The 23,296-nt window shown below is 45.6% G+C and carries 20 protein-coding genes and 1 other RNA gene; 9 read left to right on the top strand and 12 right to left on the bottom strand.

What is annotated here, in order from left to right:
* Window positions 1-17: 17 nt before the first annotated feature.
* Window positions 18-1,544, top strand: coding sequence for an L-piperidine-6-carboxylate dehydrogenase (gene amaB, locus AC1DP6_RS18005; RefSeq protein ID WP_477056077.1), 1,527 nt, complete (start codon window positions 18-20; stop codon window positions 1,542-1,544).
* Between the two features lie 368 nt (window positions 1,545-1,912).
* Here amaB and AC1DP6_RS18000 read toward each other — a convergent pair whose 3' ends face one another.
* Window positions 1,913-2,446 carry a histidine phosphatase family protein gene (locus AC1DP6_RS18000; protein ID WP_477056076.1) on the bottom strand — a complete coding sequence of 178 codons (534 nt, stop codon included), beginning with the start codon at window positions 2,444-2,446 and terminating at the stop codon, window positions 1,913-1,915.
* Between the two features lie 359 nt (window positions 2,447-2,805).
* Here AC1DP6_RS18000 and AC1DP6_RS17995 point away from each other — a divergent pair, with 359 nt between their 5' ends.
* A complete protein-coding gene (locus AC1DP6_RS17995) occupies window positions 2,806-4,503 on the top strand; it encodes a S8 family peptidase (protein ID WP_477056075.1) in 1,698 nt (565 codons plus the stop codon).
* A gap of 120 nt (window positions 4,504-4,623) precedes the next feature.
* Here the strand turns inward: AC1DP6_RS17995 and AC1DP6_RS17990 are convergent, their stop codons facing one another.
* The 10 genes from AC1DP6_RS17990 to bioD form a co-directional block, all read right to left on the bottom strand.
* The gene (locus AC1DP6_RS17990; protein ID WP_441577003.1) at window positions 4,624-5,034 is read right to left on the bottom strand and encodes a DUF4870 domain-containing protein; all 411 of its coding nucleotides are present in this window, start codon (window positions 5,032-5,034) and stop codon (window positions 4,624-4,626) included.
* A 65-nt stretch (window positions 5,035-5,099) separates the two neighbouring features.
* An RNA gene (gene rnpB, locus AC1DP6_RS17985) (RNase P RNA component class A) lies at window positions 5,100-5,476 on the bottom strand.
* Window positions 5,477-5,501: 25 nt separating this feature from the next.
* The gene (locus AC1DP6_RS17980; RefSeq protein WP_477056074.1) at window positions 5,502-6,551 is read right to left on the bottom strand and encodes a Smr/MutS family protein; all 1,050 of its coding nucleotides are present in this window, start codon (window positions 6,549-6,551) and stop codon (window positions 5,502-5,504) included.
* Between the two features lie 101 nt (window positions 6,552-6,652).
* The gene (locus AC1DP6_RS17975) at window positions 6,653-7,117 is read right to left on the bottom strand and encodes a DoxX family protein (protein WP_441577001.1); all 465 of its coding nucleotides are present in this window, start codon (window positions 7,115-7,117) and stop codon (window positions 6,653-6,655) included.
* 136 nt (window positions 7,118-7,253) lie between these two features.
* The gene (locus AC1DP6_RS17970) at window positions 7,254-8,885 is read right to left on the bottom strand and encodes an amino acid permease (protein WP_477056073.1); all 1,632 of its coding nucleotides are present in this window, start codon (window positions 8,883-8,885) and stop codon (window positions 7,254-7,256) included.
* Between the two features lie 185 nt (window positions 8,886-9,070).
* The gene (locus tag AC1DP6_RS17965) at window positions 9,071-10,042 is read right to left on the bottom strand and encodes a polyprenyl synthetase family protein (RefSeq protein WP_477056105.1); all 972 of its coding nucleotides are present in this window, start codon (window positions 10,040-10,042) and stop codon (window positions 9,071-9,073) included.
* A 24-nt stretch (window positions 10,043-10,066) separates the two neighbouring features.
* Window positions 10,067-13,159: a ribonuclease R gene (gene rnr / locus AC1DP6_RS17960; protein WP_477056072.1), complete on the bottom strand. Its 3,093-nt coding sequence runs from the start codon at window positions 13,157-13,159 to the stop codon at window positions 10,067-10,069.
* 15 nt (window positions 13,160-13,174) lie between these two features.
* Window positions 13,175-14,245, bottom strand: a complete 1,071-nt coding sequence (gene lpxK / locus AC1DP6_RS17955) for a tetraacyldisaccharide 4'-kinase (protein ID WP_477056071.1) — start codon at window positions 14,243-14,245, stop codon at window positions 13,175-13,177.
* A 6-nt stretch (window positions 14,246-14,251) separates the two neighbouring features.
* Entirely contained in the window at window positions 14,252-14,827 is a 576-nt protein-coding gene (locus AC1DP6_RS17950; protein ID WP_441576997.1) for a 5-formyltetrahydrofolate cyclo-ligase, read from the bottom strand.
* Window positions 14,824-15,468 (bottom strand): dethiobiotin synthase, encoded by a 645-nt coding sequence (gene bioD, locus AC1DP6_RS17945; RefSeq protein ID WP_477056070.1) that lies wholly within the window; start codon window positions 15,466-15,468, stop codon window positions 14,824-14,826. Before bioD ends, AC1DP6_RS17950 begins: the two co-directional genes overlap by 4 nt.
* Window positions 15,469-15,748: 280 nt before the next feature.
* Here bioD and AC1DP6_RS17940 point away from each other — a divergent pair, with 280 nt between their 5' ends.
* From AC1DP6_RS17940 to AC1DP6_RS17930, 3 genes are all read left to right on the top strand, one after another.
* On the top strand, window positions 15,749-17,107 hold the full coding sequence (locus AC1DP6_RS17940) for a pyridoxal-phosphate dependent enzyme (protein WP_477056069.1): 1,359 nt from the start codon (window positions 15,749-15,751) through the stop codon (window positions 17,105-17,107).
* Window positions 17,108-17,189: 82 nt separating this feature from the next.
* The gene (locus tag AC1DP6_RS17935) at window positions 17,190-17,963 is read left to right on the top strand and encodes a helical backbone metal receptor (RefSeq protein WP_477056068.1); all 774 of its coding nucleotides are present in this window, start codon (window positions 17,190-17,192) and stop codon (window positions 17,961-17,963) included.
* Between the two features lie 60 nt (window positions 17,964-18,023).
* Complete coding sequence (locus AC1DP6_RS17930) at window positions 18,024-18,461, top strand: QcrA and Rieske domain-containing protein (RefSeq protein WP_477056067.1); 438 nt, start codon at window positions 18,024-18,026, stop codon at window positions 18,459-18,461.
* On the opposite strand, the gene AC1DP6_RS17925 is transcribed toward AC1DP6_RS17930, so the two are convergent.
* On the bottom strand, window positions 18,458-19,270 hold the full coding sequence (locus AC1DP6_RS17925; RefSeq protein ID WP_477056066.1) for an alpha/beta fold hydrolase: 813 nt from the start codon (window positions 19,268-19,270) through the stop codon (window positions 18,458-18,460). The two genes, AC1DP6_RS17930 and AC1DP6_RS17925, sit on opposite strands and share 4 nt — an antisense overlap.
* 136 nt (window positions 19,271-19,406) lie before the next feature.
* Here AC1DP6_RS17925 and fbaA point away from each other — a divergent pair, with 136 nt between their 5' ends.
* The 4 genes from fbaA (at window position 19,407) to AC1DP6_RS17905 (ending at window position 23,254) form a co-directional block, all read left to right on the top strand.
* Window positions 19,407-20,474 (top strand): class II fructose-bisphosphate aldolase, encoded by a 1,068-nt coding sequence (fbaA, locus tag AC1DP6_RS17920; RefSeq protein WP_441576991.1) that lies wholly within the window; start codon window positions 19,407-19,409, stop codon window positions 20,472-20,474.
* 195 nt (window positions 20,475-20,669) lie between these two features.
* A complete protein-coding gene (gene accD, locus AC1DP6_RS17915; RefSeq protein WP_477056065.1) occupies window positions 20,670-21,518 on the top strand; it encodes an acetyl-CoA carboxylase, carboxyltransferase subunit beta in 849 nt (282 codons plus the stop codon).
* A gap of 96 nt (window positions 21,519-21,614) precedes the next feature.
* Window positions 21,615-22,052: an SsrA-binding protein SmpB gene (gene smpB, locus AC1DP6_RS17910; RefSeq protein ID WP_331966655.1), complete on the top strand. Its 438-nt coding sequence runs from the start codon at window positions 21,615-21,617 to the stop codon at window positions 22,050-22,052.
* Window positions 22,053-22,102: 50 nt separating this feature from the next.
* Complete coding sequence (locus AC1DP6_RS17905) at window positions 22,103-23,254, top strand: hypothetical protein (protein ID WP_477056064.1); 1,152 nt, start codon at window positions 22,103-22,105, stop codon at window positions 23,252-23,254.
* The last annotated feature ends 42 nt before the right edge of the window (window positions 23,255-23,296 follow it).

Genomic DNA, 23,296 nt, shown 5'->3' with positions numbered 1-23,296 from the left:
CTAATAATACACCCATAATGGAAGACATCTTAAAAGCATTCGGCATCACTACAGAACAAAGTGGTATCAGCACCGGTAATAACTGGGTGCCTGCTCACGGAGCAGATATTACCTCCTTTTCACCGGTAAATAATAAAAAGATTACTACCGTGAAAAGTGCTACCCGGGAAGATTATGACCTGGTAGTGGCAGTAGCCCAGGAGGCTTTCAAAGAATGGCGCATGTGGCCTGCACCTAAAAGAGGCGAAATAGTAAGACAAATAGGTGTAGCCCTGCGGGAGCATAAAGATCAGCTGGGTAAACTGGTATCCTATGAAATGGGAAAAAGTTTACAGGAAGGATATGGAGAAGTACAGGAGATGATTGACATCTGTGATTTTGCGGTTGGATTATCCCGTCAGCTGCATGGATTAACCATGCACTCTGAGCGTCCCGGACACCGGATGTACGAACAGTGGCATCCGCTGGGTATTACGGGCATTATTTCCGCCTTTAACTTCCCTGTTGCAGTATGGGCATGGAATTCCATGCTGGCGTGGGTTTGCGGAAACGTATGTATCTGGAAACCTTCAGAAAAAACACCTGTTACCGCTTTAGCGTGTCAACGTATAGTCGCCGCCGTATTTGCGGCCAATCATGTACCGGAAGGCGTATGCTGCCTGGTAACGGGCAACCGCGATGCCGGCGAATGGATGGCGCACGACACCCGTATTCCCCTGGTTTCCGCTACCGGTTCCACCCGTATGGGTAAAGCTGTAGGTGCTGCTGTGGGGCAACGTTTGGGCCGTTCCCTGCTGGAGCTGGGTGGAAACAATGCCATCATCATTTCCCAGGATGCGGACCTTGACATGTCACTGATTGGTGCTGTGTTTGGTGCTGTAGGTACTGCCGGACAACGCTGCACTTCTACCCGCCGTCTCATTATCCATGAAAGTGTGTATGATAACTTCACTGCAAAACTGGTAAAAGCTTACTCACAGCTGCATATAGGCAACCCACTGGATCAGCATAATCACGTGGGCCCACTCATAGACAAAGCAGCCGTAGATGCATACCTCAACACAATAGAGCAGGTAAAACAACAGGGAGGCACCTTCCTCGTGGAAGGCGGCGTACTCTCTGGCACTGGCTATGAATCCGGTTGCTATGTGAAACCCTGCATTGCGGCGGTTGAAAATGTATATGAAATTGTACAGCATGAAACCTTTGCTCCCATCCTGTACGTCATGAAATATAAAACACTGACAGAAGCGATTGCGATGCAGAATGATGTACCACAGGGACTTTCATCCGCTATCATGACGCTTAACCTGCGTGAAGCAGAACAATTCCTGTCTCAGTCCGGATCTGATTGCGGTATTGCCAACGTAAACATCGGTACTTCCGGTGCGGAAATAGGTGGTGCTTTTGGAGGAGAGAAAGAAACCGGTGGTGGCCGCGAAAGTGGCTCCGATGCATGGAGAGCTTACATGCGCCGTCAAACCAATACCATCAACTATTCTAACAGTCTGCCGCTGGCACAGGGTATTAAATTTGATATCTAGTCTGTTTTTATAAAAAATGAAAAAGGAGAACATATGGTATGTTCTCCTTTTTCATTTTTATAACATGTATTATCACTAATATTTTCGGAGTAATCTCTGGTCTCTTCAGCTCCGAGGCCTTTGCCCCGGAGCTTTTAATTTTCGTGAAAGGTATGCCACCCGATCAGATTTTTAAAAGCGGTTGATAAAAGATGTCCTGTTAAAATCATTGAAGCAACCCTGGTTGCTCACTCTACATACATCGATCGCATGGTTTTTAAAAATAGTAGCGAGGTTAGAGAACCCCGCTTTTCGTTAAACGGAAACCATGCTTATGAGAAAAGTAAGTAATAGCGAGAAGCCATTAAATACTCTTCCGGATATAAATATTAGACTTTTTTTTGAATATTCATATTCAACTTTTGTGCTACTGCCGTATTATTACCACTGCGCTTCACCACTAAAACCTGTCCACATCCTTTGTCATAAAGGGTTTTAACGTCTTTACCCTTCACCCCTACCTGCCGTATCATCGCAGTAATATTTTCCGGATCACTGCAAATAACAATGGTTTTGCCGCTATTCTTCTTTATCATGTCTTTTACTATGTTGGAAGTAAGCTCCGGATCACCATTCAACCGGAAGTAATCCAGCTGTTGCTGATGGGCTTTCGCCAGTGGGGTAACGGTTTGTACCGCGCGGTTAATAAAAGTAGTATAGATGGCACTGATGTCCGTTCCTGCCAGCGAGGTGGCAAGTTGGGATGCCTGTTCTGTACCGGAGGCACTCAGGCCGGGATCTGAAGATGGAGATGATTCCATTTCAGCAGCATTCACGAAAATGATAGTGGTTACTTCAGGTTCTGTAGCAAATACCTGTGTACCGGTGGCCAGCAAAGCGGCCATGAAAAGAGTCTTCAGCATGATTGGTAAATTTAAATAAATGAAAACGAATCTGTAAAAATCTCGTTTAGAACAACGGTAGATGAGAGTATAGATGCCTGAGGGAATGATGTAAAACTAAAACAGGTAAAATGATCCACAAAGCAGATTGTGACAGGTGGCAATCGGACTGGTCGGGCAACGGAATCAAGATAAGATCAGTTCAGTTCCATTAGGCTGGAGATCAGGTAATTATCTCCTTTATTGTCCTTCAATCTCCCAATCAACCAACATATAGCGCGCTTATCATTAATATTTAATGTTATACCGCTTTTTCTCTACCTTTATTGTTATCATCAAGATATTTTTAGTTGTTTTATATATCGGGAAAATTATTGAACATGAAATTGTTTAGTCGAGAGGTCGCAGTCCTGGCAGGGTGTGTTGCATTAATGACTGCTTTTACAACAAATACCAGCGCGCAAAGTAAAACCCAGGTCCCCAAAAACTGGCATCTGCTGAGTTATGATACCGACAGCGTATTTGGTACATCTACTGAAAAAGCCTATAAGGAATTGTTAAAAGGGAAGAAAAGCACCCCCGTGATTGTGGCGGTGATCGACTCTGGTATTGATACCACACATGAAGACCTGAAAGGTATACTGTGGACCAATCCCCGCGAAATTCCCGGCAACGGCAAGGATGATGACCATAATGGCTACGTAGATGATATCCATGGATGGAACTTCCTTGGTGGTAAAGATGGCAGCAGTTTAAAAGAGGATTCAGAAGAAGCCGCCCGCGAATATTATCGCTATAAAACCAAATACGGCAACCCTGATTCTGCCCTTGCAAAAGACTCCAAAGAGTATGCTATCTGGCAACAATTGCAATCGAAAGTAGAAAAACCTAATTCCCAGTTTAAGATGCAATACAAAAGCATGGCTAAACTGCAGGAAAATGTAAATAAATGTGAATCGATTCTGAAGACTTATCTCGGTAAGGAAGATTTCAATGTGGCACAACTGGATAGTATTCAAACTACCAACCAGGACGTGTTGCTGGCACGTAATTTCATGACCCGTTTACTCAAAAGTGCCGGTGATGAGCCAGCCACCTTCAGTGAGTTTAAAATGGAGTTCGATGAATACATGAATGAACTGAAACGCAAGGCAGAAAGCACAGAAGTAATGCCGAATGCCAACAGAGAAAAAATTGTAGGTGATAACCTCGAAGATATCAACGATAATAAATACGGCAACAATGATGTAATGGGCGCCTTTGGCTTCCATGGCACACACGTATCGGGCATTATTGCAGCTTCCAGAAACAATGGTGTGGGTATGGACGGTGTTGCCGACAACGTACGCATCATGGCTGTGAAAGCCGTTCCGGATGGTGATGAAAGAGATAAAGATGTAGCCCTGGCTATCCGTTACGCGGTAGACAATGGTGCGCAGATCATCAATATGAGCTTTGGTAAACCCTTTTCGCCCCATAAAGAATGGGTAGATGCTGCTGTTAAGTATGCAGAAGAGAAAGGTGTATTGTTGGTGCATGCTGCAGGCAACGATGGCAGCAACAATGATTCTGTACTGAACTTCCCTAACCCTGATTTTCTGGATGGTACTACCGCTACCAACTTCATTACAGTAGGCGCCAGCAGCACTGGTACCGGCAATGATAAAGTAGCCAGCTTCTCTAACTACGGCAAAAAGGGTGTAGACCTGTTTGCACCAGGTGTACAAATATATTCTACTGTTCCAGGTGGCAATAAATACGGCAGTGCCAGTGGCACCAGTATGGCCAGCCCGGTAGTGGCAGGTGTAGCGGCACTGGTACTCTCCTACTATCCTGAGCTCAGTGCCAGGCAACTGAAATATGTGTTGGAAAAAAGTGCCACTCCTTTACCAGACGGCACTATCCTTGTTAATAAACCAGGTAGTGCAGATGAAAAAATAAATTTCTCTGACCTGTCAGTAACCGGTGGTGTAATAAACAGTTATGAAGCGTTGAAGCTGGCTGCAACTATTAAAGGAGAAAATGTGAAGGGGAAAAAGCAGCGCAAAGCAAAAGTGAAACCCATTAAAAAGAACTAATAGCAGGCAGAAGGCATAAAGCTGAAAGCAAAAAGCTATTGTGTACAAGATATAAGCGAATGATATACGCTTTATTCTACTACACAATAGCTTTTTGCTTTATGTTTTTTGCTTCAAGCTCTATTTAACAAGACGCAGGCTCAGTGGATATTTATAAGACTCTCCCTTATTCGCTTTCACGGCCGCAATGATGCTGAAAATAATATTGATCAGCCATATCACACCTAACAGTTCGGTCCAGCCCCAGGTGAAGAAAGCTTCCCCGCGTGTATAGTGCCAGAAGTTGGTCAATGACCAGAATCCATTAGAAATATTGTTGATCAGGTTCACTGCCACCGCAGCTATGCTGAGGGTGATCTGGAAATTAATAGCTTCCTTGCCCTGATCATCTACAAAAGCGGATTCGCTACGTTTGATCAGCCAAAGTACAAGTACACCGATAATGTTGCCCACAGTAGGGATTACGGCCATACCTATAATGCCGCCCAGGTGTACCAGGGTTCCCCAGGTATGTTCATCTTTCTGGTTCATAAAATAGAGATTAATATTAATGGGAAGTTAGCGCTTATTTTAGCATATCTAAAAAGGGGAAGAAAAAAAACTACAAACCTGTAAGCCGGATTCTGTTTCTGCCCCGGCAAAGCCGGGACAGACTGCTATCATTTATCTGCGACAACGTTCGCACGTTGTCTGTATCTGCCTACCCTCGGTCATCGGGCGAGCAGCCCTCAGGCGACCGTATACATGGCATTTCAGCACGCAAGGTTTACCCGCACAAACAGTTACCTGCCTGCACCGTGGGCTCTTACCCCACATTTTCACCCTTATCTGCCGAAGCAGACGGTTATTTTCTGTGGCACTTGCTGTTCCCGGTTTGCACCAGGCCCCACCCGTTAGGTGGTGCGTTGCTCTGCGCTGTCCGGACTTTCCTTCCCACTGAACAAGTCAGTGAAACGATAGCACGGTTTGTAGTTGAGGCGCGAAGGTAAAGAAAAATATTACCTAAATGTTATTTCTGTAGCACCATAGCCATATTTTGCATGATACTGGTTTACAAAACTGGCTACTTCCGGTGTTTGTTTAAGTACCTGGTGAATTTCATCCCGTAGTTTTCCTTTGCCCACACCATGAATAACAATCAGGTTATGCTGGTGATGACTGATGGCCAGTTCCATGTAACGCTGGAATGCATTGAGTTGTATAGCCAGAATAGCAATATTGCTCAACCTTTTCCAATTTTTCTCCAGTGCTTCAATGTGCAGATCCACTTCCGTTTTGGGCGTCAGCGATGTTTCCGGTTGTAATTGGATTTTACTTAAAAGACTGGCAAAATTTCCGGATCCCAGTGTAGTAATAGGCGCCTTCTTTTTGGCGGATTCCACTGGTGCAGGAGGCTCCGGCTCTTTTTCAGGAAATTTATCGAACAAAGGATACGTAATTGTAGCCTCTTCTTTAATACGCAACTGCTCCAGCTGCACAAACATTTGTTTGGGCTTTATTTTCCAGGTCTTTTGTATGGAGGTGGCCAGCTTGGGTTGTGGCTCTTTCAGGAAAAAAGAAAATTCAAACCGCGGGTTATCATTCAGCGATTCGAATATCAGATCAGCCAGGTAGAAATTATTATACGGCTGAATCTCATTCTTTATTTCCAGATCCAGCTGGTTGTTCAGCCAGATCTGAAAATAAAAACGCATGGCATGTGGCGTGTCGTTAAACAGGTGAAACTTCATCAGTTTCACTGTTTCATCCAGGCCATCCATCTGGTATACCGGCAAAACAGACAGGAACATTCCTTTGTCTGTTTTAAATACTTCGTACTTACTTCTGTCTACTTTAATCTCGTCCCCGGGGATCAGTTTGGGTTTATCTTTCACCAGCTTTTGCTGGGTGAAACGATGGAAATATGGGAAGTCAATCTGGTCGAGATATACCGGGAATGATGTCCCGCGTACCTCTATCATCACCATATTATCATTCACAACGTCTACAACCGTTCCTTCTTCTTTTGAACTCAACAGCAAGATGCTGTCGCCTATTTGGTATTTCATAATTGCATTCTTCTGAAATACAAAAATAGAATTTTGAAGGGATATGTGTGGAAGAGATTTATCAGACGGGGTATTGCATATGAATATCACCACGATAACCCTTACTCAGCATACTTACGGCTGCGTACTTTTTCGGGGTGATTGTGCATGTACCTGTCTACAGAGATACGGCCACTGCCCTCAACAACAAATAAAATTAGCAGACAGAGTACCAGCACTGTTAATGCCATAGGCGGATACACATTAAATAAACCGGAAGGAGAATGCACCAGGAAAACGGCTCCCAGTAATACCGGAATATTCGCGATAGCGCAGAATCTGGTGAGCAGACCCATCGCAATAAATAAACCACCAACAATATGGGCAAATACGATATAATGCCCTAACATTACGGATATGGCTGCCAGGGCAGGTTTCTGACTAATTGTGGCCACCAGCGCGTCTCTGTTCATGACAAACAAGACACCTACGGCCATCAGAAATATTCCCAGCAGTATACGTACGGCACTCAGCCAATTGGGGCTATGTCTGTCACCCCAGTGTTCAACCTGTTGTAGCATGTTCATAAAATATAAATTTTAAGATCAAAGAGCTACTATGAAGTTACGAAATATAAAGCGGAATGCACCAAGCCATTGTGGCCGGCATAACAACGTATAAACTTCGCTGTTATGCCGGCCACAATGGCTTATATCCTGTATTTTATGCTTTTTTACTGAGTTTACTGTGGGTATAGCTGTAAGCGAAATAAATGGTGAGCCCTAATGCGAGCCAGATAGAGAAAACGATCCAGTTCTTCAGGGCTATTTCCGTCATCAGGTAAAAACAGCTCAACATCCCCAGCACCGGTATCAGAGAGAGTTTACGGGTAGCAGAGAAAAAGGTGATCAACACCGTTACCACCACAAATATGTAGAAAGGAATGTTGTGTTTCCATACTTCCCAGCCACCTTCCATAGAAAACTTAAGGAGAATTTCCTTATGGAACAACACCACCAGGCCTATTACCAGGGCGGGAACAATAATCTGTCCGTTGATATAGGGCAGCTGAAAACGCTTTACGGCAGCCTTTTCTTCTCTCGGCAATATCAACACACCGCCACAAACAAGGATAAAAGCAAACAAGGTACCTATACTAGTAAGATCCGTTACAATGGTCAGGTTCAGGAACAATGCCGGCACACCTACTAAAATACCAGTAATGATGGTAGCATAGGAAGGTGTCTGGAAACGCGGGTGAATTTTGCTGAAACGCTTTGGCAACAGCCCATCCCGGCTCATGCTCATCCATATACGTGGCTGACCGATCTGGAACACCAGCAATACGCTGGTAGTAGCCACCACCGCACTGATGGAAATAAGGTAGCTGATCCATGGTAAATGTACCTGGTCAAAAACAAAAGCCAGGGGATCATCTACCTTTAATTTATAAAAAGGGACCATACCCGTGAGTACAAAAGAAATCAGGATATATAATACCGTACAGATGATCAGGGAATAGATCATACCCTTGGGCAAATCTCGCTGCGGGTTCTCACATTCTTCGGCGGTAGTACTGATGGCGTCAAAGCCAATATAAGCGAAAAATACGGCAGATACCCCCTTCAGCACACCAGAGAAGCCGTTAGGCATAAAAGGGTGCCAATTCGCCTTATTTACGTAAAAAAAGCCTACTGCAATCACAAACAGGATCACCAGTATTTTGAGCGCCACCATAAAATTGGCACTACGTTTACTTTCCTGAATACCTACATAGGCCAGGTAAGTCACCAGCACTACAATGATAAACGCGGGGAGATTGAGAATAATGGGGATACCAGCAATATGCGGTGCAGCCGCTATAATAGCAGGGGTAGCGCTGTCGTAGTTACTGGCCAGCCAGGAAGGCAAGCTTAAACCCAGTCCTCCCAGCAGGTTATTGAAGTACCCGCTCCAGGAAATGGCCACGGCAATATTCCCGATGGCATATTCGAGGATCAGCGCCCAACCGATTACCCAGGCGGCGAGTTCTCCGAAAGTAACGTAAGAGTAAGTATAGGCGCTGCCCGATACTGGTACCCGGGAAGCAAATTCTGCGTAGCAAAGGGCAGAGAAGCCGCAGGTAACAGCAGTGATAACAAATAGCAATGATACCCCCGGACCACCATGAAAAGAGGCCTCCCCGATAGTGGAAAAAATACCGGCGCCAATAACGGCGGCAATTCCCATCGCGGTAAGGTCTTTCACCTTTAGTACCTTATGCAATCCTCCTGTTCCATGACCGTCTGCCAATCCGTCTTTGGCATCTTTTATAATTGTGGCAAGCGATTTTTTTCGAAACAGCGAATTTGACATTGGCGAAGGAATTACGTGTTACAGTTGTTTTTAAATTTACTAAATATACCATCTTACCCTGCTAAAAATAAGAATGCTGATTGCGCTGATTAAATCTCTCAGAAAAAATCAGTGCAATCAGCATATCATATCACTTCATCCTGAATAAGACAAGCGCGAATATAATGCGATTTTAAATACAAACCTTATTGCTGACGGTTTAAGAGGTAGTTAGCCAATTCCATCAACGCCGTTTTGCGGTTAGACAGCACCGCAATGCTGTCCAGGCTTTGAAAAGCAAGCTGTTGGAAACGTTCTTTTTCCTTTTCTGCCCACTCATCTACCTTACAACTGCGGAATAACGACAGTACCCGTTCTACTTTATCGGCCGGAGAAGTTTCCAGGAGCATTTTTAATTCTGCACGCTCTGTTGGATTACACAATTCCAGCGCCTTCAGCAGCAGGAAAGTCTTTTTATTCACCAGGATATCGCCCCCCTGTTGTTTACCGAATTTCTCCGGATCTCCGAATGCATCCAGGTAATCGTCCTGGATCTGGAAGGCAATACCGATATTTTTACCGAACGAGTAAAGATGCTGTTGATTTCCGTCACCAGCGCCGCCGATGATAGCGCCCAGCTGTAAGCTGGCAGCCAGCAACACAGATGTTTTCAGGCCAATCATATGGACGTAGTCATCATACTTTACTTCTTCCGCTTCCATTCCTTCGAAGTCCATATCCAGTTGCTGCCCTTCACAAACTTCAATCGCGGCTTTGTTAAAAACAGCGATGATTTTTTGTTTATAGTGTGCATCTATTTTATTCAGGTGTTCATATACATTGATGAGCATCACATCCCCTGCAAGGATAGCAGCCGGTTCGCCATATACCGTATGTACGGTAGCCTTACCGCGGCGGAGCGGGGCTTTATCCATGATATCATCATGTAATAATGTAAAATTATGAAAAAGCTCTACTGCACTGCCCACTTCCATGACATCCGGATGCAGGGTATCAAATAACTCGTTTCCCATCAGGCACAATACCGGCCGTATTCTTTTACCGCCGATATCCAGGATATGGGAGGCGGCATTATATAACTTACTGGGTTGTTCCGGAAAATGTTGTTTCTCAAAATGTTGACTAAACTGCGCTGTTAACTCCTGAAATGAATGCATCACTGGTGGCTCGTATTTTATTATTTACTTTTTCTTTGACTTGCTTTTAGCTGCCGGTTTCACCACTGCTTTCTTTGCAGGAGCTGACTTGGTGGCTGCCTTTTTAGCTAGTGCTGGTTTTGCAGCTACCTTCTTAGCCGGTTTAGCGGCTGCCTTCTTAGCTGGTGCCGGTTTTGCAGCTACCTTCTTAACTGGTTTAGCGACTGCCTTCTTAGCTGGTGCTGGTTTTGCAGCTACTTTCTTAGCTGGTTTAGCGACTGCCTTCTTAGCTGGTGCTGGTTTTGCAGCTACTTTCTTAGCTGGTTTAGCGACTGCCTTCTTAGCTGGTGCTGGTTTTGCAGCTACCTTCTTAGCTGGTGCCGGTTTTGCAGCTACCTTCTTAGCTGGTTTAGCGACTGCCTTCTTAACCGGTGCCGGTTTAGCGGCTACCTTCTTAACTGGTTTAGCGACTGCCTTCTTAGCTGGTGCCGGTTTAGCTGCTGCTTTTTTGGCTGGTTTAGCTACCACAGCTGCTTTCTTAGTGGGTGCTGGTTTAGCGGCTGCTTTTTTGGCTGGCTTGGCTACCACTGCTGCTTTCTTAGCGGGTGCTGGTTTAGCGGCCGCCTTGGCAGGTGTTTTAATCGCCGGAGCTTTCGCCGGTGCTGACTTTTCAGTTGTTTTAGCTTGCACTGCACTAACCAACGCTTTCACAGCTGCTACCTTAGCAGGTGCTGGTTTTTCAACCGCTTTTGCCGGAGCTTTCACTTCTGGTGCTGCTGTTATCTCTTTTGGAGCATCGGCTGCTTTTTCAGTAGCCGGTGCTTTTTCTCTCCATTTCTTTTTCTCTGGTGGCGCCGCTGCTGGTGATACGGGAGCAGGAGGAACCGGTGTTACCGGTACCACATGCGTTTCCGCTACTACCTGGTCTACCACCGGTACTGGTTCCGGCTCACGTCTGGACACCTGTGGTACATTAGATACGCCGTTAGCGCCCTGCTGCCATGGTTTATTAGATGCAGACTCACCACGATGTTTTTCTTTCTTCTTCTTACGATCATCGCGGCGGTCGTCACGGCGATCATCCTTACGGTGATCTTTACGGTCATCGTGACGTTTAGGCTGGAATTCAGCCCTGGCGGTGCCGGTACCTGTCAGCTCATCTTCCAGATCGTAATCCAGTTGACGTTTAGCCAGGTTGGCGGCTACTACGCGGATACTCACTTTTTCGCCTATACGAAATTTGCGGCCGGTGCTCTGACCTACCAATGCGTATTCTCCTTCGTTATATTGGAATTCTTCTCTTTTATTCAGGTTATGGATGCTGATCAGGCCTTCGCACTTGGTATCCATGGTTTCTACCCAGAAACCAAAATGTGCCACACCACTGATAACCCCTTCAAAGGTGTTACCAATAAACTGCTGCATATATTCTACCTGCTTATATTTGTTACCGGCTCTTTCAGCTTCCATGGCTTTGCGTTCCATTTCAGAGCTGTGCTTACATTTCTGTTCCATCTGCTTATCCGGCCTTACACTGTTGGCCAGGCATTCTGCCAGTACACGGTGTACCAGTACATCTGGGTAGCGGCGGATGGGAGAAGTAAAATGGCAATAGTCTTCGAAACCAAGACCGTAGTGGCCCACATTATTCACTGTGTAAATAGCTTTGGCCATGGTACGGATACCCAATGTTTCCAGCACCGGCTGTTCCGGCTTGCCTTTCACATTCAACAACAGGTTGTTGAAGGACGTAGCGATGCTTTCAGGTGTACTGAGGTCAAATTTATATCCGAATTTACCGGCAAAGAGCGCGAACACTTTCAGTTTTTCCGGATCCGGCGTATCATGTACCCGATACGGGAAAGGTATCGGTTGTTTATTAATTCTTAATTTACCTACATATGCCGCAATGGTTTTATTAGCCAGCAGCATAAATTCTTCGATCAGTTGGTGTGCTTCTTTACTTTCCTTCACCACAATGCCAATAGGCTTGCCTGTTTCGTCCAGTTTAAAGCGTACTTCCTGTGAAGAGAAGTTAATAGCGCCATGAGCAAAACGTTGTGCACGCATGGTTTGCGCTATTTTATTCAGCAACAGCACTTCATTTTTGAAGGGACCGTCCTTGCTTTCAATGATCTCCTGTACCTCTTCATAGGTGAAGCGGTGATCAGAGTGAATAATCGTGCGGCCAATCCAGTGTTGTCTGATTTCTCCTTTCTCATTCATCTGGAACATGGCGGAGAAAGTCAGTTTATCTTCATGCGGACGCAGAGAGCACAGTTCATTGGAAATTTTCTCTGGCAGCATCGGCAGTACACGATCCGGAAGATACACAGAGGTAGCGCGTTTATCCGCTTCCTTGTCCAGTTCTGTGCCGGGCAATACATAATGACTCACATCAGCGATATGAACACCGATTTCATACTGTCCGTTTTTCAGCAGGCGTATAGAAATAGCATCATCAAAATCCTTGGCATCCACCGGATCGATGGTCATGGTCAGGATTTTGCGGATATCTTTACGTTTGGCAACTTCTTCTTCTGAGATATTTTCCTGGATGGTGTTCAGTTCTTCCAGTACTTCTTTGGGAAAGCTGAGCGGGAATCCTGCTTCGATGAGGATTTCTTTCATGGCCAGATCATTCGTGTCGCTGGCATCGAGAATTTCTACGATCTCTCCTACCGGTTTACGTGATTTTTCTCCCCAGGCCACTATTTTCACCACGGCTTTATCGCCGCTTTTAGCACCTCCGAGGGAGTTGGCTGGAATGTAGATATCCGGCATAAACAATCCCTTTTCGGGAATGAGGAAAGCAAAACTTTTGCTTACCTGCAGGGTACCTGTAAATTCCGTTTTATTTCGTTTAAGGATGTCCGTTATGATGCCTTCCATCCGGCCTTCGTTGCGCGCTGCTTTTAGCACGTCTACCAGCACTTCATCTTTATCAAGGGCAGTATGCAGATTCTTCTGCTTCACCATGATGTCCTTTGTCAGGCCGTCTACAATCACAAAGGCCATTCCTGACCTGGTCACTTCCAATATGCCTTTAAAGGTTTTCTTCTGGCTACTATTGTTGTTATTGGTGTTCGGGGTGGAGTTGTTGTTACTGCCTTTTTTATTTTTCTTTTTTCTACTCATGTTAGTCGTAAGTTATTATTGACCAGGGACTGGCAGATGCCGGCCTACGTAGTCAAAAATAAAGTTATTAAATAATGCTGCCTCGCCAAAGAGAAATGAAATCTCCACTGGCATAACAGTAATCTGCAGGTTTTGTTCTGCCAGCACTCCTTTGAGCAGATGTAATCTTACCGCATCTTTTTCTGTGGTAATGACAATCTTTTCGGTGCCGGGTAACTCGCTGCATTCTTTTTTGATTTTTTCAATATCCTTTTCAGTATAATAGTAATGATCGGGAAAAGACAAGAGGTATACCTGTTCGTAACGTCGTTTCAATTCTTCGAGCAATGGTTCGGGCCTTGCTATACCGCACGCCAGCAATACGGTTGCTGATTTGGGGATTTCCACCGGTTGATGGGTAATCATATCGGACAGGGCGCCGTATTGCAAGGTAGTGAAAAAGAGCCGCTGATGTGGCAATGGTTTAATTTCTTTTTCCAGGGCTACCTTCTCCCCCGCGCTCATGGCCGGCGGACACTTCGATACGATAATACAGTCTGCCCGGTGATAACCGGCACGTCCTTCCCTTAAACGGCCGAAGGGCACCACATGATCGCGGGTAAACAGGCGGCTGTAGTCGGTGATCATAATATTCATGCCCGGCTTGATGGAGCGGTGCTGGAACGCATCATCCAGCAGTACCACCTGGGTATCCGGTTCATCCCCCAGCAGCTGGGGAATAGCCAACATCCTTTCCTCTCCCACACATACCTTTACATCCGGAAATTTATCATGAAACTGCATGGGTTCGTCCCCGATATCGGCGGCTGTGCTTTTTTCATCGGCCAACAGGTAGCCGCTGGTACGGCGGTTATACCCCCGGCTGAGGGTGGCCGTTTTAAAATAATCTTTCAGCAAACGGATCAGGTATTCTACGTGTGGTGTTTTACCGGTACCGCCTACAGAAAGGTTGCCCACAGCAATAACCGGTAGGTCGAATTCTACCGCTGTCAACAGTCCCTTATCATAAAAACGGTTACGTAGCCACATCACAAGGCCGTACAGCAGGGAAAAGGGATATAAAATAAAACTAAGATATCTGAGCACTGTTGTTTATTTAAATTGATAAATATGATCCGGGGTCACTACCGTTTGTAACGGGATATCCCAGGCATCGGCGTCTTCAATCTTTTGAATGGGTTCAAACAGCGAAAGGCCGATGGTACGCACTCCGGGGCCACACTGTTGCAGGAAACGATCATACATTCCTTTGCCATAACCTACCCTTTGACCCTGCCGGTCGAACGCCAGTAAAGGTACAAATACCAGGTCTATATCGGCCGGCTGTACTACTTCGCCCTGATCCGGTTCCGGAATGCCGAACTTATTTTTTACCAGTATAGTATTGGTTTTCCAGAGATGGTGGGTCATTTCGCCCGTTTTCATATCCGACCGGGAAAGCACCCATGCCATTTGCGGCTGTTGTTCCCGCAACCATTTTACCAGGGGCCAGGTATCTACTTCTTTTTTTTCGGAGATGGGAAGAAAAATATGTGCCATCCGGCTACGACTGTAGTCCAGCTGCCGGCAATTTGCCAGCAGGCGTTCATTCAATGCCAGGGAAGTATCATCGTCCAGGTTGAGCCGTTGCTCCAGGAAATGTTTTCGTATATCCTTTTTCGTGGTCATGCCATTAAAGTATGCAGCGAGGATGTCAACAACTGTGCCTGTTGTTGTACAAATGCCTTATCTACATGTTCTGCCAGCGGGATACGGCCAATTTTGGGATAGCCACTCCATCTTACAATATCCTCTTCATTACTGTGGTGATCTCCGCTAAAAACCCACCCAATAACGGGAACGCCTGTATGTTGCAGTATACGTGCAGTCAATAATGCGTGGTTAATGCTTCCCAGGTAGTTTTGCGCCACTATCACCACACGGGCCTTCAGCGCTACGATGAGGTCCAGGGTAAAAACCGACTCATTGACAGGTACCATCACGCCTCCCGCACCTTCCATCAGCAAAGGACGCCCCATCGGCTGGTATTCGTCTGCCAGCGCGAGAATCTTCGTTATATCTATCGTCGTATTTTCCAGTCGTGCTGCCAGGTGCGGGGAGGCAGGTGCCTGCAGACGCCAGGCTTCCGGGTGACAAACTGACACCGGATTGGACAATAATGATAGCACCGTATCCGTATCTGTACCTTCCATCAAACCTGTTTGTACAGGTTTCCAGTAATCTGCCGTTAACGCTTCGGTAATACAGGCAGATGTGAGGGTTTTGCCTACACCGGTACCTATGCCGGTGATAAAAATTCGTTCACTCATCGGGGCAAAGATAATAAGAAAGTGTGGAGGGGATCGCCTTCGGCGATTGTCTTTTCTCCCGGGTAAACTGATTTTGAGGATTTTGATTGTTCTAATAATATTATCCTTTTGAAAGAGCTTTTAAAACGAAGTAAGTACTTTTCTAAAAAGACCTTAAAAAAAACATACAAATCAGTTAATCAGTTTAATCGGGAGAAAAGACAATCGCCGAAGGCCATCCCCCGGTTCCACGCGTATCAATGCAATTCCTTATTTTCGTAACTATACAACCTCATTTTTTATGAAATATTGTGATAACATACTCGAAACGATAGGAAACACCCCGATGGTAAAGTTGCACCGCGTAACCGCTTCTCTCCCATGTACCGTCCTCGCCAAGGTAGAATTTTTTAACCCGGGCAACTCTATTAAAGACCGCATGGCCATAAAAATGGTGGATGTAGCAGAACAGAAAGGATTGCTGAAACCAGGTGGCACCCTCATTGAAGGCACCTCCGGCAACACCGGTATGGGCCTGGCGCTGGCAGCGATTATCCGCGGATACAAATGTATTTTTACGACCACCGATAAACAATCCAAGGAAAAAGTRGATATCCTGAAAGCTGTAGGTGCAGAAGTAATTGTATGTCCTACCAATGTGGAACCGGAAGATCCCCGCTCCTACTACTCTGTATCAAAAAGACTGGCCACCGAAGTACCCAATTCCTTTTACGTAAATCAATACGATAACCTGGCTAACCGGGAAGCTCACTACGAACAAACCGGTCCGGAAATATGGGAACAAACGGAAGGTAAAATTACCCACCTGGTAGTGGCCACCGGCACTGGCGGCACCGTTACAGGTACCGGGAAATACCTGAAAGAAAAAAATCCGGACATAAAAGTATGGGCCATTGACAGCTATGGTTCCCTGCTGAAAAAATATTTCGAAACCGGCGAACTGGATATGAGCGAAGTATATCCTTATATCACGGAAGGTATTGGGGAAGATTTTGTGCCGGAGAACTACGATATGAAAGTGATTGATAAGTTCGAAAAAGTAACGGATAAAGATGCTGCTGTGATGGCCCGCCGCATCACCAAAGAAGAAGGCATTTTTGTTGGCTACTCTGCCGGATCAGCTATAGCAGGGCTTATACAGCTGAAAGAAACATTGAAGCCAACAGACCTGGTGGTGGTCATCTTTCATGATCATGGCAGCCGTTATGTAGGAAAAATATACAATGATCAGTGGATGATGGAACGCGGATTCCTGGATGTTAAAACAGTAAAAGACGTAGTGAACAGCCGCCGTAACCAGCCACTGGTCACCATTAACGCCGATGAGAAAGTGAGCGAAGCGATTGCCCGCATGAAAAAATATGACATAGAACATATCCCCGTTGAACAGGGCGGAGAAATCATTGGCGCCATTTCTGAAAACGGTTTATTCAATCGACTGATTGATGATGCCAACCTGAAAGATGCACTGATCAGGCAAGTGATGCAGTCGTCCTTCCCGCTGGTAAGCCAGGATACGCCTATAGAAAAGCTCTCCGTTTACATTAACCGGGAAAATGGCGCCGTGCTGACGAAGGACGATAGTGGCAACCACCACATTGTTACCAAGTATGATATTATCCAGGCATTAGGCAGATAGCAGCCGATTGTTATTTTTTTATAGAGATGTGGCTCATGTGGGTAACATCTCTATAAAAAAATACTTACATAATCACCTTTACATGATTTTTACCGATCAGCTAAACAGACAGATAACACTTGAACACCCGCCACAGCGAATCATTTCACTGGTGCCTTCCCAAACTGAATTACTATATTCGCTGGGGCTCGATCATGAAGTGGTGGGCATTACTAAATTCTGCGTACATCCGTCCGCGTGGTTCCGGAAAAAAACACAGGTAGGCGGTACCAAACATATACACCGTGATAGAATTGCGGCGTTATCACCGGATCTGATTATTGCCAACAAAGAAGAAAACCTGGCAACCGATGTGGAGCCGCTGATGGCCGATTACCCGGTATGGGTCAGTAATATACAAACGCTGCAGGATGCTTATGACATGATCACCGGTATAGGCGCTGTAACCCACTGTTCATCCACTGCAGCCACTTTGGTGACACAAATAAAAGCTGGTTTTGCCGCGTTGCCGGTACGTCCCGTTCCGATTCCCACCGCTTATCTCATCTGGCGCGATCCCTGGATGGTCGCGGGTGGCGACACTTTTATCCATGAAATGCTAAGTGCCTGCGGTTTGCATAATGTATTTGGCGAACAACTTCGTTATCCTGCCATTACCCCTGAACAGCTGTCCGGAAGCGGCTGTGAGTTGCTGTTATTATCATCTGAACCTTATCCTTTTAAAGAAAAGCATATGGCCGAATTGCAGGCCATTGTGCCACATGCACGTATTGAGCTGGTAGACGGGGAAATGTTTTCCTGGTATGGCAGCCGATTACTGGAATCCGCGGCTTACTTTTCTTCCCTTAACTTTTAAAGGCAACCTYCCGCTTTCCATTTGCGTAAACAGTTTATCGATCAACTAAAACGCATTTCTATGGAAAGAAGAGATTTTGTTTCCAACATTGGATTAACACTCGTATTAGCCTGTACAGCAGGTTTGGCAGCTTGCAGCAAAGGAGGTGGCGGCTCCGATACGCCTCCCCCTCCTACTGGTGGCAATCCCAGGCTGTCACTCAACCTAACGTCCGACCTGCCTAACGTCGGCGATTTTAAAATATCCAATGGCGTTATTATTATCCGTACCAGCGCCGGTAATGCAGCAACTAATTTTGCGGCGCTCTCCAGTACCTGTACTCATCAGGGCTGCACCGTAGCTAATTTCAACAACGGCACTAAATTAATAGAATGCAATGCGCCTTGCGGTCATGGCAGCCGGTATAGCACAACCGGCGCGGTAAACACCGGGCCAGCTACTGCTGCATTAACGGCGTATACTATTAAAGTGGACGGCAATACATTAACCGTTAGTTAATGCGTTTGCAGGAAATTTAGTACCCATGCGGCAAAAGGAGCAGTACGCACCACGGTATTATGATCTCCTTCTACGGTGCCATGCATACCTGCCGGCATCATCGCTGCCAATGATCCACCGGTATCATTATCTCCGTCTTTATCTCCTCCTATGACCAATACCGGTTGTTGCACCTTGGCCAGCTCCTGTGGTGAAGTGGCGGGTTGGCCAAATTGCATCAGTGCCAGGGCGCGTTGATCCAGACCGGCCTTTTGAACATTTTTTACCATGGCCGCCAGCTCCGGTACCTCTTTTCCGGAAAGGGCTTCATAAAATAACTGCCGGCGTGGCCAGGCCGGATCGGTAAAGGCGGTGCCCATCCCTCCCATTACCGCACAACGTACGCGGGCATCGAGCACCAGCAAACGGGCTGTTATAATAGCTCCCCGGGAATAGCCTACCACCTGGTAGCTGTTCAGCCCCAGGTAAGTGATGAGTCCCATGATATCTTTAGCTTCCGCATCCTGCAGATAGGCGGTACTATCGTGCGGATGATCTGAAGCGCCATTTCCCCGGAGGTCCAGCGTAATTACCCTGAAGCCATGTAATACCAGCGAATCGTATAAAGCTGTTTTTTTCCAGGACTCACCATCTGTAATAAAACCATGCACTAATAATACCGGTTGCCCTGTACCTTTTACGGTGTAGTGAATCCGGGTACCATCAAAAGAAGTATAGTAAGTAAGCGAATCGTTTGCATTCCCACCAAACACGGTAGCAGCGGGTATTTGCAGAAGCGCCCATATAAACAGGGTTAGACATGATTTCATGCTGATGCGGGTTGAGATCGGGTAAAATACATTTTTCTGTTGGTAGATTTAATACATAAGCACTTACTTTTCGCTATAAATCTTCTATTTAACTCCTTATATTTGCTTTCCTAAAAAATAAAACACATATCAGAGTATGGGAAAATACAGAGCTGGCGTATTATTCGGCGAAGAGCTGGATGCGCTGTATAACGATGCCAAAGACAACGGATTTGCTATGCCTGCCGTGAATGTTGTGGGAACTAACTCCGTGAATGCGGTACTGGAAACAGCTGCTAAAGTAAATTCACCGGTAATTATACAGTTTTCCAACGGTGGTGCACAATTTTTTGCCGGTAAAGGCATGCCAAATGATAAGCTGCAGGCGAACATTGCAGGTGGTATCTCCGGCGCCAAGCACGTACATGAAGTAGCTAAATATTATGGTGTACCGGTAGTATTACATACTGACCACGCTGCTAAAAAATGGTTACCATGGATTGATGGTTTGCTGGATGCGGGCGAACAATACTTCAAGCTCCACGGTCAGCCACTGTACAGCTCTCACATGCTGGATCTGTCTGAAGAACCAATTGCTGAAAACATCGAAATTTCTCATAAATATTTTGAGAGAATGAACAAGCTGGGTATGTCCATCGAAATTGAGCTGGGCGTAACTGGTGGTGAAGAAGACGGCGTGGATAATTCCGGTATAGATAACTCTAAACTGTACACACAGCCTGAAGAAGTAGCTTACGCTTACGAAACTTTATCTAAAGTAGGTCCACGTTTCACTGTTGCCGCTGCTTTCGGTAACGTACATGGTGTGTATACGCCTGGTAACGTTGAGCTGCGTCCGGTGATCCTGCACAACAGCCAGGAATTTATCCAGGAAAAATACAAAACTGCTGCTAAGCCAGTATACTATGTATTCCACGGTGGTAGCGGTTCTCCTAAGCACCAGATCACAGAGGCACTGGGTTATGGCGTTATCAAAATGAATATCGATACAGATATGCAGTGGGCATTCTGGGAAGGTATCCACGATTTCTACGAAGCAAAGAAAGATTATCTGCAGGGCCAGCTGGGTAACCCCGAAGGTGCTGACAAGCCAAATAAAAAATACTATGATCCACGCGTATGGCTGCGCAAAGGTGAAGAAACCTTTGTTAAGCGTCTGGAAGAAGCATTCAGAGATCTGAACTGTATTAACAGAAACGCATAATAAATAGCTATCAGCCATTAGCTACCAGCTATTAGTAAGCGGAGACAGGAGCGAATAATATTAAATTATCGCTTTTGTCTCCGTTCTGTTTATTAAGGGCTAAACGGTAATAGCTAAAAGCTTTTCCCTATATGTTTTTGGCTTTATACGATAATTCGTATCTTGCACCACTATTTTCTAATCTAATAGTAAAATATGTCAAGCTGGTTTAAGCGAATTAAACAAGGCATCTCTACCACCACCAGTGAAAAGAAAGAAGCACCGGATGGTTTGTGGCACAAGTGTCCTAACTGTAAAAAAACCACCACTGTAAAGGATCTGAAAGAGCATTTCTATGTTTGTGATAAGTGTAATTATCACAACCGTATTAACTCAGCAGAGTATTTTGAGATCATATTTGATAACAATCAGTTCGAGGAACTGTTCCCAAATATATACCCGACGGACTTCCTGGGCTTTAAAGATCTGAAGCCCTACAGCGACCGGTTGAAAGATGCACAGAAGAAATCGGGCCTAAAAGATGCCATGACGGTTGGTGCCGGCAAGGTATTAGGCAACGATCTGGTAGTAGCCTGTATGGATTTCAACTTCATCGGGGGCTCTATGGGATCGGTAGTGGGTGAAAAAATTGCCCGTTCTATTGACTATTGCATCGTTAACAAAATGCCGCTGATGATCATTTCCAAATCCGGGGGTGCCCGTATGATGGAAAGCGCTTTTTCGTTGATGCAGATGGCTAAAACGGCTGCCAAGCTTACACAGCTGGCCAATGCCAGACAGCCTTACATCTCTTTAATGACCGATCCTACTACCGGTGGTGTAACCGCTTCCTACGCAATGCTGGGCGACCTGAACATTGCAGAACCGGGTGCACTGATTGGTTTTGCAGGTCCGAGGATCATTAAAGAAACCATTAAAAAAGACTTGCCTGCTGGTTTMCAGAGCGCTGAGTTCCTGCTGGAGCACGGTTTCCTGGATTTCATCATGGATAGAAAAGAACTTAAGACGAGGTTGGCTAGTTTGCTGACCATATTTAAAAACTAGCTGTTAGCTTTAGCTGTTAGCCCTTTTGTATTTCAGATAAACATCTCTGAATACTGACGGCTAACAGCTAAAAGCTAAAGGCTTACAGCTTCATAAATGGCAGAATTAAAGAACAGATCGGCATATTTCGAGTACGCAATAGAAGATAAATATATTGCCGGGATGGTATTGCTGGGAACGGAAATTAAGTCTATTCGTGCCAATAAAGTGAGTTTCAATGATTCATTCTGCTATTTTTCCAAAGGAGAATTGTTTGTAAAAAGCTTGCATATTGCCGAGTACACCCATGGCACCTCCTCCAACCACGACCCCATACGTGAACGCAAATTGCTGCTGACCAAGAAGGAATTAAGAAAAATTGAAAATAAAATCAAAGAACGCGGCTACACCATCGTGCCTCTGCGTATGTTTATCACAGATAAAAGTCTTGCCAAAATTGAAATAGGTGTTGGTAAAGGAAAGAAACTGCATGATAAACGCGACTCCATTAAAGCCAGAGAAGCTGACAGAGAACTCAGAAGACAATACAAATAGGCAGGAACGGGGCTGTAGCAGGCAAACATATCCTTATAAAATTAATCCCCTTGAAAAAGTTATTATGGAGGCAGCTACTCAGTGTAGCCGCCATTTTCCTTTACACCTTCTTCCTTTCCTGCAAATCAGGCGAAAAATTATATAATAAAGGCAGGTACGACGAAGCTGTTAATGCCTTCGTAAAGAAGCTGCAACGTAAGCCCCAGGATGCTACCGCTACCCGAATGCTGCCAGATGCTTATAAACAGGCCCAATTACAGCGGGAAGAACGGGTGAATGCCTACCTGCGTTCCAATAACGACTTGAAGTGGGAATCTGTACGTAATGAATACAGGGCGTTGCAAGGCCTTTATAACAGCATTCATAAATCCCCTGCTGCCCTTAAACTGGTGCAACCAAAGGACTATAGCGATGCCATTACAGGAGCCCAGGAAAACGCCGCAGAAACGCGATACGACAGGGGCATGTCACTACTGGACAAGGGTGATAAAGCCAGTGCACGCCAGGCATATGAAGAATTTAGCGCTGCCCTTAAGCTCATCCCCAACTACCGCGACACCAAACAAAGAAAAGATGAAGCCTATCAACTGGGCGTTATCAATGTAGTAGTCAGCGAAATTGAGGTGCGCTCTCCTTATTACCAGTTCTCCGCAGACCAGTTCCGGGACTATCTCGTCAGAAACCTGCAACAACGCAATATTAACCAGTTTGTGCAGTTTTACGATGAGCGTGTGGCCCGCAATGGAAATCTCCGTCCTGATGAATATATTGAATTGCGCTTTTTTGATTTTATAGTAGGACAAACCTACGTAGATCGCATCCAGCGCGATGTTTCGAAAGAAATTATCGTAGGTACTACCAAAGATACCACCGGGAAAGAAAGCAATGTTTATAAAACGGTAACGGCTACTTTGTATATAACCAAAAAGACGGTTGTATCGAAAGGACTGCTGGACTATCGCATTACCAATACCAGTAACGGGCAGTTGCTGCGAACAGACCGCATTCCGGGAAGCTATACCTGGCTGAATCAGTTTGGTACCTTCCGTGGTGATGAAAGGGCATTAAGTGATGATGATAAACGGCTCATAGGTGGACAGGATATGCCACCACCCCCTCCTTCTGATCTCTTTATGGAATTTACCCGGCCTATTTATGACGTATTGGCCAGGGACTTGCAAACCTTCTACAATAGGATTTAGCTTTTAGCCATTAGCTTTTAGCTTTTAGGAAATGCAGCGGAG

This window comes from Chitinophaga sp. 01L420 (assembly GCF_056399985.1).
The sequence above is the reverse complement of the archived record's forward strand: the minus strand, read 5'-3'. Positions and strand labels throughout refer to the sequence as shown.